The following is a 14,238-nucleotide window of genomic DNA, read 5'->3' on the forward strand; positions in this document are numbered from 1 at the left end:
AGTATTTACAGTGCTTGATGAAATTCTAGATTGTTGCCAATCCACATTCACTGTTCTAGATGAAATAGAGATTGATATCTTTGACACCCAAACGATTCTGTGCGATAAGTTTTTTGAAACTTGGACGATTTTAGCAGAAATAAATAATGATTTTAACGGAACATTTACCGTTCTTGAAGAAATTCTAGATTGTTGCCAATCCACATTCACTGTTTTAGATGAAATTGAAATTGATATCTTTGATACGCAAACGATTCTGTGCGATAAGTTTTTTGAAACCTGGACGATTTTAGCAGAAATAAATAATGATTTTAACGGAACTTTTACAGTGCTTGATGAAATTCTAGATTGTTGCCAATCCACATTCACCGTTTTAGATGAAATTGAAATTGATATCTTTGATACGCAAACGATTCTGTGCGATAAGTTTTTTGAAACCTGGACGATTTTAGCAGAAATAAATAATGATTTTAACGGAACTTTTACAGTGCTTGATGAAATTCTAGATTGTTGCCAATCCACATTCACCGTTTTAGATGAAATTGAAATTGATATCTTTGATACGCAAACGATTCTGTGCGATAAGTTTTTTGAAACTTGGACGATTCTAGATAATTTACAGATAACAGCTTCAGTAGATTTAAGTACAGTATTTACAGTGCTTGATGAAATTCTAGATTGTTGCCAATCCACATTCACTGTTTTAGATGAAATTGAAATTGATATCTTTGATACGCAAACGATTCTGTGCGATAAGTTTTTTGAAACCTGGACGATTTTAGCTGAAATAAATGCAGATTTTAGCGGAACATTTACGGTACTTGATGCTAATACGCAACAATTAGAAACGATTCTTGCAGGTGTTTGTACTCCAACTGTCATAACACAAATGGATATTGGTACTACCACTTATATTATTACTTCGTCAGGGTATTATGTGTTTGCTGAAAATATAGTCTTTTCTCCTGTTAGTGGCCAGCCAGCAATCGAAATTGCAGCGGATGATGTAATAATTGATATGTGTGATCGTAGTTTGAGTCAGGGAAATGCAACAAGCGGGGTGGATGGGTTTAGAATACGTGGTGGTTCTGCGGCAGATCCAAGAAGAAATGTTGTTATTCGTAATGGTTCCGTAACCGATTTTAGCCGTGCAGGAATAACGGTAGGTACTAACAGTGTTACCCCCAGTGATCGTGCATGTGAATTAATTGCACTAGATGATTTAGTTATTTTTAATTGTGGTATCCGTGGTATCGAATTTTTAGGAACTTCTGATACTATTGATATTACTAAATCAGAAATTAATCAATGTAATATTACTTCATGTTGCACGAGCGTTTCAGCCGATTTTGCGCTTACATTATCATTTGTGCAAGATATCAAAGTTATTGATTGTTGTATTAATGATAATGGTTCATTAACTACTGGGTTAATTGCAGTTAATATTGTAACCTCAACCAAATGTATATTCGAAAATGTTGCAGTCAATTGCAATATGGCACTTACTTTCACAGGTTTTAATATCAATAACAGTCAAGAATGTATTTTCACAGAATGTTTAATACTAACTAATAGTGTTCAAAATAATTTTGTAGGCTTTGTCATGCAAGGTGGACCTCATGTGCAAGGAAATATGTGTAATAATTGTAGTGTTTTCAATAATGTAAGTACGAATGGTTCATTACGTGGGTTTGAACTATCAGTGGGCGTTACCAGAAATATTTTACGCTTTTGCTTGGCAGAGAATAATGTAGCGATTTCTGCCGTGAGTACTGCCAATGCATTCGGCTTTAATTTTGATCGCATTACTTTTTGTAGCATCATTGAATGCAAAGCACGCTATAATCGTGCTCCAGGTGATGGTACAACAAATATAACGGCTGGTTTTAATATAAGTACTTCAGGAGCTTCAGGAACCGGTAATAAAAATTGTGAATTTTTTAACAATATAGCAACTAGTAATAATGCATTTAATGATGATCGCTCATTTGGTTTTAGAACGGTGAGCGATTCTGGTGGGAATGAAAATAATGCATATGTTTCAAATGTTGCAATACGCAATGGACCGGTAACGCCAATAAGGCAAACACAAATTGTTAGTACTGCGGGTGCAGGATCAAGCCCTGGTGGTGTACCAAATGGTTCAGTTCGTGATGTCACCATATCGAATTTGAATGGTGATGATATAGAGTTTTCTAACATACGGATAATTTAGGAATATAATGAATTTATTTTTCATGATAGTTTTTTTTATGAGTACGGTATTGAATGGATTTCTTATTGATCAATCCGGCAGATTTCAATTAGGTGGCGATTTGCTTGAAACAACGACTGATGCCGTTATCATTCAAGCGAATAATGTTTCTTTGGATTTGAATGAGTCTGTTGTATCGAGCTTTTTCGATGGAATTGTAATTAAAGCAGGAGTGAGTGGTGTTTCAGTTAAAAATGGTACTATTGCGGGAGTAAATGGATCAGGAGTCATTATCGAAGAGGGATGTCGATCAATACAATTTATAGATATTACTATTGCACAATGTAACGGCTCGGCGATTGAATTACGTGGTACTGGAACTGATGTGTCGCAAGCAATAAGCAATATTGGATTACAAAATCTTACGGTTAGCGCTTGTGCGCTTGTTACAGCAACAAATGTTATAAAAATTAGTTTTGGGGATAACATATTTTTTAATAATACGATTATAAATAATTCAGGAAATGTAAATGTTGATGAAATAAATGTATGTTGCTTAAGTGATACTAGTGCTTGTTTAGTTAGCAATATTTTAATGACAAATAATTTTGGCTTAGAATTGAATTGCTTACATCTGATTCATACAGAAAGTAGTTTGGTGCAGAGATTTAATATTCTATCACATCAATCGCTATTAAATGATTTAAAGGGATTTATACTTACCGATAGTTGTACTGGAAATAATTTAGATGCATGCAATATTCTTTCTAGTAGTGCAACTAATAATATAATTGGTTTTGAAGTTACAAATGGATCCAATCGTAATATTTTTAATAATTGTAATGCAGTAGTTTTACGCGGTGGAGTTGATGTTATTGGTTTTGATATTTGTGGTACTGTTTCGCCTACTGACATTGTAGCAAATATATTTGAACGCTGTGCGGCAGCAGATAATATTGCGATAACGGGGACCAATATTGGCTTTAGAGTTAATAGGGCTAATGATAGTATAATAAACGGATCTTCTAGCGTGGATAATGCAGCTTCTCAAGGATTAGCGATAGGTTTACATGTAACCGATTTAGGAGGAGAGTCCTGGAGCTTTTCGCGCAATAGCTTTTTGCGTAATACTGGTTTGGATGATGCCAATTCATTTGGTATTCGGGACGAAAGTGGCCTGATCAATCTTTATCTACAAAATTTTGCTTTTGATAATGGTAACACGGCAGGCAATCAAATGATGGGCGTGCCGCTTGGCTCGCAAGTACAGCTCAATACTGGGAATCTTAATACAGCCAATACGCCATGGTCAAACGTTGCAATAACACCAACCTAAGGACGAGATGAAAAAGTTTTTAGTAATATTTATTTTTTTCAATTGTTATTCATGGTTATCAGCAATGTCGATCGCTGATAGAATCACTTCACCGGGAGTTTATCGATATCGATCAAATATTTTTGCCAATCCAACTATTGTAAATGATACTATTATTAGTATTGAAGTAAGCAGAGTTATTTTAGATTTAGCAGGTTATACATTAGATCAAGCGTCATCTAATATGATTGGTGGGTTAACTGGCATCACTATTCAGTCGAATATTGAAGATGTTGAAATAATAAATGGCGCTGTTATTGGATTAACCGGGAATGGTATTCAAGTTGGTGATGGATGCCGAAATATTCGAATTAAAAATATTACTGTTGATAGTTGTGATGCGGGCGGTATTTTATTTGATGGAAGTAGCTCTGGAACCGGCATCGATAAAATTTCTATTGAGCAAGTAACGATTTTATCTTGCACTGGCGCTAACTCTAATCCCGCATTTGGTATTAAATTAGAACAATCACAAAACTTTCAGATTAAAAATTCGATTTTGTGTCAAAATGATGCTAATACTATTGCTTCAGGCTATGGGGTTTGGATAACTTCTTCCACATTTGGTTCAGTTGAGGGTTGTATTGCGCGAGAAAATGGTGGTAATGAAATAGGCGCGGGTTTTTTTATCGAGACCTCAGACAATGTTGTTTTACAAAATTCTAGAGCGTTTCACACCATTGCACGCAGTGCTAATGCTTCTTCTTTATCAGCCGGCTTTCGCTCGTTGCAATCAAATAGTATTTTATTTGAGGAAAATCAAAGTATACAAAATACGCATTTGCAGCAAAAGGCGTTAGGATTTTCCGCGCAATCAAGTTCTTCCAATATTTTTAAACGGTGTATTGCACAAATGAATACCGGAGCAACTGAGGCAGCTGGTTTTGAAATTGTTGCAGAAGATAATCCTTCTATAACGCAATCAGTAAGCTCAGGTAATCAAACCACTTCATCTGGAACGGCTTATGGAATTCATTTCTTAGGTTCTTTAAATAATAATGGCTATATTATTGAGAATGATATAATGAATAATATTGGCGTTTCATCGAGTTTTGGTATTGTGGATGATCGTAATCCAAGTACAACATTATTCATTCGTAATCGAGCTTTTAATAATGGCACAAACTATTCCATTACCTACCCGATTGGTATTACACTGCCCACCATAATCGGTAGCTTATCAAATTCGGTAATAGCTTTGCCATCATTATCTGCTGGCGATTTAGATAATCTTGATTTAAGCCCATAATAAAAAGGAATGATCGATATTTTTTTAACAATGTTTACTTAAAGGAGAATATGTTTATAAAAAAATGTTTATTAGTACTCATTATAACAAATGTTATTTTGATACCTTTACAAGCGCAGTCAATTTGCTTTTCGATAGATGCACCAGGAGTTTATGATCTTTCTGATATTGAAGGTGATCCTACTGATGTAAATGATGCAATCGTGTGCATAGATAGTAGTGATGTAATTGTTGATTTTCATAATGGTATTTTGTTTCAAACAGCCGGTAATCAGGTTGGTGGTTTGACTGGGATACGAGTTAATTGCGGCTTAAATAACATTACTATCAGAAACGCCACAATTCGTTCATTAACGGGTAAAGGAATAAATGTTTTAGAGGGCTGTAGCAATATTAATATTGAAAATATTGAAATAGTCGATTGTGATGAAGGTGGAATATTATTTGAAGGAACAGTTGCCAATAGTATTACAAATGGATTGATTACCAACTGTTTTATTGATTCGTGTACTGGTGCTGATGCTAATGCGGCTTATGGATTGCGATTGATTGAAAGTGAAAACATTTCGATTGACAATGTAATTTTCCAAGCAAATGATGCAGGAACTACTGCAAATGGTTTTGGGGCGAGTTTGGAGTTTTGTCGGGTGTGCAGAATGAGTAATTGCCAAGCAGTTGCCAATGGTGGTGATCAATTAGGAGTTGGTATTGCCGTTATTCAATCACAATGGACGACAATTGAAGATTGTGATGTTTTAAATACGGTTGCACGAGATGCCGCAAGCACCAGTAGAGCAGCAGGTTTTTTACTTGATCAATCGACTCACAGTAATTTAGAAAATTGTTTATCAAAACATAATACTAATTTATTGGCCCAAGCATTTGGTTTTGAAAGTAACGCTGGTAATGGTAATTTATTTATTCAGTGTCTTTCACAAAATAATATTGGCGACGTTCGCGCAGCAGGATTTGCATTTAGGAATAATGAATTACGTTCATCAATTTTTAGATCAGAAAGTCGTGGAAATAATGGTGGTGCATCAGGCGAAGGATTAGGAATTTTTCTTGATACTGCCCAACAATGTGATATTTCTTGCAATCAACTTAATAGCAATACTGGTTTAACTGGCTATGGATTACGTGATACGGTAACAAATACAACGAATTTAATTGCAGGCAATAGTGCATTTAATAATACATCTGGTGGCTTTAATGTCACGCGAACTATGGGAACTTTTCCTGTTGTAACCGCTCAAGTGGGCGATTTTTCTGCAATTGCTGATATAAGCAAATATTTTAATATTGAATTTACGGTTGGACCATAAATTATTTTTATTAAAGCTTTTATAAGGCGAGAAATTTTTCTCGCCTTTTTTTATTTGTTTATACATATTAAAATTACTTGCCAAAAATATGTATGAAAGAATAATAATGGAATCCAAATTATATCGTTATGCAAAAAAATGTTGGCAGTTGGGGCCATATAACAGTTTTTTAGTTATACAAAATCGCTTAAAAACAGCTGCATTCTATTATTATATTAAACATCGCGCTCAGCAAAAAAAAGCCCATACGCAATGGCATAATTTGGCAAAAAAATATAAACACACATCTTTTTTCAACTTTTTTCAATTATTAAAAACGTTACCTTTTAAGCATTTAGATGATACATATTTTTTCCAAGTATCAGAAAATGAATTAAGTAAAATATCTGAAGAAACGGTTCATAAATCTTTTGATCTTTTAGGCTCAGGATTGCAAAAATTTGAGCAAATGCCGTGGCATGCTGATTTTCGTCTTACATATAAAGATTCTTCTGCGGAAACTTATTTTGATAAAGACCTTTTTTATCAAGAAATAAAAATTGAATCGGGAAAAACAGAAAAAAAAGTAAAAGATATTAAATTACCGTGGGAACTATCGCGCTTTCAGTTTTTATATGCATTGGGTAAAAGTTATGCAACTACGCATGAACAAAAATATGCTGATAGTTTTATGTATTTAATTGAAGATTGGCTCAAAGAAAATTTTTATTTATTAGGGCCAAATTGGGTTTGCCCGATGGATGTGGGCATTCGTGCAATTAATTTAATATATGGGTTTTATTTTTTTAAAGATGCTGAAATTAAAGATGAATTTTGGCAACAATTTATTTGTTCATTGTATGATCATATGATTTATCTAGAAAATAATTGGGAAGTGTATGATTCACGGACTTCTAATCATTATCTTTCTGATTTAATTGGCTACTTTTATTTATGTTATTTTTTCCAATCGTTGCAAGGGATTGAACAGAAAACAAATTGGTGTTATCAAGAAATGTTAAAAGAATTTGATAAACAAGTTTTTGATGAAGGTTCTGATTATGAGGGTTCTACTTACTATCATAAATTAGTTACTGAAATTTTTTATTTATTTTCAATTATTGCGCAAGAGCTTGGGTTTCAATTATCAGATTCATTTCATAAAAAATTAAAGAAAATGTTTATCTTTTTAGATTGGTGTACGCCATATGGCGGTAATCTTATTCAGATTGGTGATAATGATTCAGGAAAAATACTTTTAGGCATTGAGCAATCGTTGATTGATAATATGAAAAACGATAGACGCCTTACGACACAACATTTTCCGGAATTTGGTTTATCAATCATAAAAACACCGCAATGGCATATTTCATTGCGTCAACATGCTTATAAAAAAATGCAACCTTCTGGCCATTTTCATAACGATATTGGTAGCATTACACTAGCAATCAATGGTATTGATATTTTTGTTGATCCCGGAAGCTATGTATATACACCATCTGCAATTTGGCGTAACCGATTCCGATCAGTGAATGTTCATAATACTTTTTATGTAGAAGGAATTGAACCAATAACATTGGATGAACAGTTGTTTTGCTTAGATTTACCAGAAAATAATTTAGAAATGCATGAAACTGAAAACGAATTGAATACAGTTCATAATTTATATCAATTGTTAGGCTTACAAGCGCACCGCAAGATTATTTTTGATGAATTGCAAAATTCCTTAATTATTTTTGATCAATGGGAAAAATCAAAGGCATATCAAGAAAAAAATTTAAAAAGTGCTTGGAACTTTACATTGGCGCCGTATATTTCAGCGCAAAAACAACAAAGTTCATGGGTATTATTTTATAGCAGAAAACCATTTGCAAAGTTTACTGCAAATATCGATTTTTCTATGCAGGATGGTTTTTATTCATCTGCTTATGGCCATAAGGAAAATACGCAGCGCTTGCAAGCAGTAAAATTATTTTCTTTTGATGAAGTTGTTATTAAAATTGAGTTGCTTTGATTATTTAGAAAAATAACTTTTTATCCAGAAAATACAGACAACGGCTAAACAAGTTAGAATACCTTCAGCAAATGCAGTACTAACGCGTTTTTGCTGTTCTTTTATCTTTTGATCAATTGTTTTAAGAAATTCTTGATGAGAAATATTTTTTTGTTGAAAACGAGTTTTTAAGTCAGTCATAAGTATTTCACTATTTGCATCCACTGGTATTTGTTCTTCAAATAAAATAGGATATAAGTTGCCAATGATTTCTTTCTTATTTTTCTCATCACGTTCACTCAGTGTATCAATAAAAGGTTGTAAGAGATTTTCTGAGTGATACTGATATTTTGCTTGAGGAAATATTTCTTTATATACGATATTTAAAAATTTCTTATTATAATCTGCCTGTTCAATATTTGGATTAAGCAACTGTTGATTTATTTTTTTCGCTAGAGGGCAGTTATTATCAAGCATAAACAAAGGATCTTCAGGATCCAAAAATTCTTCTTTTCCGGAAGCTGTATTGCTTGAAAGATTAGAGTTATTCATGCATTTTAATTGATTAGAAAAAATAATTAAAAAGAGAGTGAATAAAATCATTTTTTTCATAGTTAATTTCGTCTTTTTTTATCTAAAATATTATCAAGTTTTAATAATGTATTATTAATTATTACAAGCAAAAAAGAAAATATGCAAGAGCATGCCTATTGTTTTCAATAACTAATTAAATTTTTGCATTTCATTAAGTAATTTTTTGTAAATTTTGTAATCATTTTTTAAAAGTAATGTAATGATGATATTTTTCATTGATTGTAAATTAATGATTGATTTTGTTTAAAAATTGTATAATCTACCTATTTCTCATGTCTTGAAAATTATCAAAAATTAACAAATGGCAATAGGGAGACTACATCAATGTTATGCAATTAGCGTTATTGCTTTTTACTTACTAATTTCTTTAAGTAATTTTTGTTATCAGCTACAGGAAAATAAAAGATAATAAAAAGTTATTTAAAAATATTCAAACATCAAAATATTAATATTGCTTACAAGCTAAGAGGTAACTATATGTTTACTGCTTCAATATTTTTTTTCATATCTATTCCTCATTTTTCAAAAATATTTCTTTAAGTTTTATATCACGTTTTAACTATTTAGATTGCAAGTAATAAGTTTCAAAAAAAGTATGAGCCATTAGGAGATTTCATGCAAAAAAAGTTAGTTATTTTAGTTGCCAATATCATTTTGTTTGCAAATATGCACCATATATTTTCTATGGAAAGTGGTAGTGTTATAAATTTTGCCAAAAGAAGCGGAATGCAGACCTTACAGTCTATGCAGCCACATCTTTATCTACCAGAAGTAGTAACCGGGAAGCATCTATTTGATGCTCATATAAGTCACCACCGTGTTTTAAATAATCAAATTAATAGTAATGAAATGTTAAATCAATTTAAAAGTGAGGCTTTAGAATATTCTGGAAAAATTGATAAGAATCTTGAAAGAATCAAGATTATACAAGAAAAAGTAAAACAATTAAAAGCAATAGAAATAAAGATAAAAAATTTAAGGCAAGTAATATATAATCCAGAAAATAATATAGAAATGCCCAAAGTTCCTAAAGATGAAACAGGTACCATGATCTATGATCAAATTTATGATCCGGATGATATGTCTTGTGGATTTATTGCTGATAAATTTCCTTCAACCTCTAATCCTTTAATGGATGCGGTGTTCAAAAAAATTGCGCTAGAACGCCAGCTAAAAGAAGAACAACAAAAATTAAAAGAAGAAATAAAGATAAATCGGCAAGCAAATAATGAGAATATTAGACCTGAAAAACAGTGGAAGCAATATTTATTTAATCAAAAATACAAAGAAAAAAAAGAAGGATGGGTAAATAGATTTAACAAGGGAGTTATTAATAAAGGTTATAGTTATATTTATAATGGTTTAAGTGTTCTTAATGGTGGTGTTAAAGCAGGGGAAATTCGCAGAAAAGATATTTACCGACCAAAAGGAGTTGGTAAAGATGCTGATGTTATCATCATGGTAGTAATCCATGGAACAACATCTCATGAGGAATCAGGGTTTTATGATGATACGAATCCAATAGAAAAAAATTATCAATATTTTAAAAGATGTGGTGAAAAGCGTGCTGAAAAAGAAAACAAAATATTGCATTTGTTATCTTTTCAATGGAATGGTGCTTTACAAGAAGAAGAGGGAAGACAATTAGCATCAGAGGCACTTGCTAAGATTTTAGATAAAAAAATAGATAAATATCCTAATGCATTTATTTGGTGTCTTGGACATAGCCATGGATGTACTATGATTAGTAATATGACGCATAAACTAGAAGAGATTAGAACAAATAATGGCAAATTAGGTAAAAGCATTAATTCATTAACATATTTTGCATGCCCCATCCGTCCAGATGAACCATTTAATCAGCCCATAAACTTTGACAATTTAATATATTTGCATGGCCCTAATGATTGGACAACAAGATTAGGAAGAATTCCTGAGAAAGTTTTATATCCTACATTGAAAACTGTTAGAGTCGGGGCTGTGCAAGGAGCAAGTTTTGTTGTCGGTGTTACTAGTCAACGTTTAAAATCTTTAGATTTGGCTATGAATGCAAAATCGGCGGCAATTTTAGGGGGTGTTATTGTAACAATGGCTATAGGGGGTACGCTCGTTGCTTTACCATTAGCAAGTACATTAATGAATAGACCATTGAATCATTCTAATATTTTCCCTAATCAGGCTGATAAAAAAATGATTGGAATTCAGATTGGCTTAGATGGGAAATCATTAAAACATAAAGAAGTAACTGATGTCATTCAATTTTTACCAGAAATTGAAGAAAGATTAGAAAAACATTATCCTGGGCATATAGCTAATAACGCATTATTTAGATTTGAAGGAAATTCAAAAAAGTTTGAAAACTCTCCAGAAGAATCGTTTGTATTATGGCTGGATAATATCAATAAGAGATATGGTGAAAATATAGATGAAAAAGGTAATTTAATTACTTCTGCGCAAATAATAGGAAATCAAGATATTAATAACAATAATATTGTTTTATTTGATTTAGATAGTGAAAAAGAATTTAGTCGGCAGCAAGAAGAAATCAGCAAAACTTTAAATAAGAAAGCATAAGCAATGATTATTTTGACAATATTTATTACTTTGTTATTTTCTTCAGGCATTAACTTTTGCATGGAAGGAAATAAATTAATATCTTATGAAGCTCAATTGAAGAGGCTATGCCTTGAAAAAAATGCAAAATTTGGGCATGAAAACCAAGAAGAAATAATTCAAAATTCTCTAAACAATGAAAAACATAATCAGATTGATAATAAAAAAAGTATACTTGAAACAAATTGTCAAACCAAGGCAGAAGAAAAATTTTCAAGTGAAAAATTAGCACAACTTCAAAATGAGAGAGTTTTTTCTGAAACGGAAAGAATAAGAGGTGAAATGTTTAATCCTAGGAAGCAATCGTGTCTTCCAAAAATATTAAGAGAACGAATTGAAAGATTTAAAAATAATCTTTTTATTCAAATGGCAGTTAGCGCTTATACTAAGCCTACTTCTCATGATCCAATAGCATCGATGCTTCGTTTTTTGGGACTTTCGGTTATATCTATTATTATTATATATCCTATATCATTTGCAGGAAGTTATTTGTTACAAAAATATGGTTCTGATTCAATTTCCCCAGCATTGGCCCCTGCTTTTAGTGTTGGACTTTTTGGGACTCATCTAGCCTATACGTTCGGCGCACTTTTTGAGAAATGCTAATATAAAAAAATAGTGTTTATTTTATTGGTTTTAAATGAGAAAGTAAAAAAATGATTGTTTTGACAATATTTATTACCTTGTTATTTTCTTCAGGCGCTAATTTTTGCATGGAAGGAAATAAATTAACATCTTATGAAGCTCAAATTAATAGATTACCAAGGGATTTACAAGATGAAATCATAAATTTTAATCGAAAAAATCCAAAAGAAACGCTTAAAAATATACATGAAAAAAATTATCCAACTGGTGTAGAAAAAAGTGCTGGAAATTCTTTGCATGAAAAATCAGCACAGCTTCAGAAGGAAGAGGGATTTTCTGAGAGTCAAAGAAGATTCGCTAAAACGATAAATCCTAGAAGGAAATTTCCAATTCCAAAAATATTAAAGCCAATAACTAAACCCTTTAAAAAACCGGCTAGATTTTTTGGGGAGGTTTTAAAAAGGTTATATACTAAACAACCTTATAATGATAATATTGCGAGGTGGCTTCGAAGTGGTAGCCTTTTAGTTGTATCAATTTTAATTGTACCTCTTATAGTAGTAGCGGGAGAGTATCTGATGGAAAAATACAGACCCGGATCAATTTCTCCTTGGCAAGTTACTCCTTTTGAATTTTCAAATTTTGGGTTTATAATTTATGGGTCTCATCTAGCTTATACAGTTGGAGCATTTATGGATAAATGGTAATATAAATGGTTGTTTTGACAATATTTATTACTTTGTTATTTTCTTCACATGTTAATTTGTGTATGGAAGAAATTCCTAAGGAGTTAATTCGGTCACGAGTACGGGCTAATAGTTTGCCGGATAGATTACCAAGGGAAAGCATAAATGCTAACCGAAAAAATCAAGAAAAAATTCTTGAAAATGTACATAAAACAAATAATTCAACTAATGTAAAAGAAAGAGCTGAAAATTTCTTGCATGAAAAATTAGCACAGCTTCAGAAGGAAAAGGGTTTTTCTGATAGTCAAGGAAAATTCGCTAAAAGGCTAAATCCTAGGAGGAAATTTCCAATTCCAAAAATATTAAAGCCAATAATTAAACCCTTCAGGGAACCAAGTAGATTTTTTAGGTATGTTTTTACTAGATTATATATTAAGCCACGTTATAAAACTCCAGGAACTTATATATTTCGGATGGTTGGACTTTATGTTGTATCAATTGGAATTGTACCTTTTGTAGCACTTGGAGTATACGATTGTATGAGAAAATATTCTGATTCGATTTCTCCTGATATTGCTCCTATTATTGGATTTGCTATTTTTGGATCTCATCTAGCTTATTCTTTTGGCGCTATTTTTCTTGAGAAATGGTAATATAAAATAGTGCCATTCTTATAGCTTTTTTGCTTATAAGATTTTAAACAAGAGAATATAAGCAGTGATTATTTTGACATTATCTTGGGCATGTTGCAGATAACGCATTATTTAGATTTGAAGGGTATTCGAAAAAATTTGAAAATTCTCCAAAAGAATCGTTTGCATTATGGCTTGATATTAATAAAAGATATGGTGAAACCTAGATGAAGAAGGTAATTCGATTATTTCTGCGCAGCAAATAATAGGAAATCAAGATACCAATAATATTAACAATAATAATGAGCCTATTGTTTTATTTGATTTAGATAGTGAAAAAGAATTTAGTAAGCAACAAGAAGAAATAGGCAAAAATTTGAATAAGAAAGAAAAAAAATGGTCTTAATAATATTGATTGCTTTGTTCTTTTCATCACATGTTAATTTGTGTATGGAAGGAAAGCATAAAACATTAATTCGCGCTAGTAGCTTACCAGAATTAAAAAGAAAAACTAAAATATTAGCTCGAGTTGATAGTTCACCAAATATATTACAAGGGAATTCTATAAGTTTTAAGCAAAAATTTACAAAAAGTGATTATGAAAATACTCCTGTAAGAAAAAAATTGCTTAAAATTCCTGAATTAACATCTAAAGAATTAAGAAAACGATTGAGCAAATGGTCATCAATTGTATATGAAAAAGTTTTTTCAGAAGGATTTAAAGATCAAATCCAGGATATAGGTTGGTATGCAAGTGATCATTTTGAAACTCCTTGGCATCAATTATATTTATCTTATAAGACGAGGCTTTATGCATTAATAAGTGCAATAGTTTTTTTACCATTTGCTTATTATAGAATGGGCCCTGAGTCATTTGAATTTAAAATGCATGCAGCAATAACGACTCTTGCTGCAACACATTATTTTTTATGTCGTGTTCGGAGCAATGGTAAACCATCTTTTTATACTTTGTTTTGGATGCATTATTTAGGTAGAGGCATGTAAAAAATTAT

At 31.7% G+C, this 14,238-nt stretch carries 11 protein-coding genes; 10 read left to right on the plus strand and 1 reads right to left on the minus strand.

The window, feature by feature from the left end; translation table 11 throughout:
• The 5 genes from WDZ41_03640 to WDZ41_03660 all read left to right on the plus strand — a co-directional run.
• The coding region (locus WDZ41_03640) for a hypothetical protein (GenBank protein MEX0940428.1) at window positions 1–2,215 on the plus strand (2,215 nt) is incomplete at its 5' end.
• Window positions 2,216–2,222: 7 nt separating this feature from the next.
• Complete coding sequence (locus WDZ41_03645) at window positions 2,223–3,530, plus strand: hypothetical protein (GenBank protein MEX0940429.1); 1,308 nt, start codon at window positions 2,223–2,225, stop codon at window positions 3,528–3,530.
• Window positions 3,531–3,537: 7 nt separating this feature from the next.
• Window positions 3,538–4,818, plus strand: coding sequence for a right-handed parallel beta-helix repeat-containing protein (locus WDZ41_03650; protein ID MEX0940430.1), 1,281 nt, complete (start codon window positions 3,538–3,540; stop codon window positions 4,816–4,818).
• Between the two features lie 50 nt (window positions 4,819–4,868).
• Window positions 4,869–6,143 (plus strand): right-handed parallel beta-helix repeat-containing protein, encoded by a 1,275-nt coding sequence (locus WDZ41_03655; protein MEX0940431.1) that lies wholly within the window; start codon window positions 4,869–4,871, stop codon window positions 6,141–6,143.
• 106 nt (window positions 6,144–6,249) lie between these two features.
• Window positions 6,250–8,136, plus strand: coding sequence for a heparinase II/III family protein (locus WDZ41_03660; protein MEX0940432.1), 1,887 nt, complete (start codon window positions 6,250–6,252; stop codon window positions 8,134–8,136).
• Here the strand turns inward: WDZ41_03660 and WDZ41_03665 are convergent, their stop codons facing one another.
• On the minus strand, window positions 8,137–8,727 hold the full coding sequence (locus tag WDZ41_03665; GenBank protein MEX0940433.1) for a hypothetical protein: 591 nt from the start codon (window positions 8,725–8,727) through the stop codon (window positions 8,137–8,139).
• A 597-nt stretch (window positions 8,728–9,324) separates the two neighbouring features.
• On the opposite strand from WDZ41_03665, the gene WDZ41_03670 reads away from it, so the two are divergent.
• The 5 genes from WDZ41_03670 (at window position 9,325) to WDZ41_03690 (ending at window position 14,230) form a co-directional block, all read left to right on the plus strand.
• Window positions 9,325–11,283, plus strand: a complete 1,959-nt coding sequence (locus WDZ41_03670) for a hypothetical protein (protein ID MEX0940434.1) — start codon at window positions 9,325–9,327, stop codon at window positions 11,281–11,283.
• Window positions 11,284–11,286: 3 nt separating this feature from the next.
• Window positions 11,287–11,928, plus strand: coding sequence for a hypothetical protein (locus WDZ41_03675; protein MEX0940435.1), 642 nt, complete (start codon window positions 11,287–11,289; stop codon window positions 11,926–11,928).
• 50 nt (window positions 11,929–11,978) lie between these two features.
• Window positions 11,979–12,614, plus strand: coding sequence for a hypothetical protein (locus WDZ41_03680; GenBank protein MEX0940436.1), 636 nt, complete (start codon window positions 11,979–11,981; stop codon window positions 12,612–12,614).
• 5 nt (window positions 12,615–12,619) lie between these two features.
• On the plus strand, window positions 12,620–13,246 hold the full coding sequence (locus WDZ41_03685) for a hypothetical protein (GenBank protein MEX0940437.1): 627 nt from the start codon (window positions 12,620–12,622) through the stop codon (window positions 13,244–13,246).
• A gap of 375 nt (window positions 13,247–13,621) precedes the next feature.
• The gene (locus WDZ41_03690; GenBank protein MEX0940438.1) at window positions 13,622–14,230 is read left to right on the plus strand and encodes a hypothetical protein; all 609 of its coding nucleotides are present in this window, start codon (window positions 13,622–13,624) and stop codon (window positions 14,228–14,230) included.
• Window positions 14,231–14,238: the final 8 nt, after the last annotated feature.

The sequence above is a fragment of the Candidatus Babeliales bacterium genome, assembly GCA_040879965.1.
Taxonomy (GTDB): domain Bacteria; phylum Babelota; class Babeliae; order Babelales; family JACPOV01; genus JBBDJI01.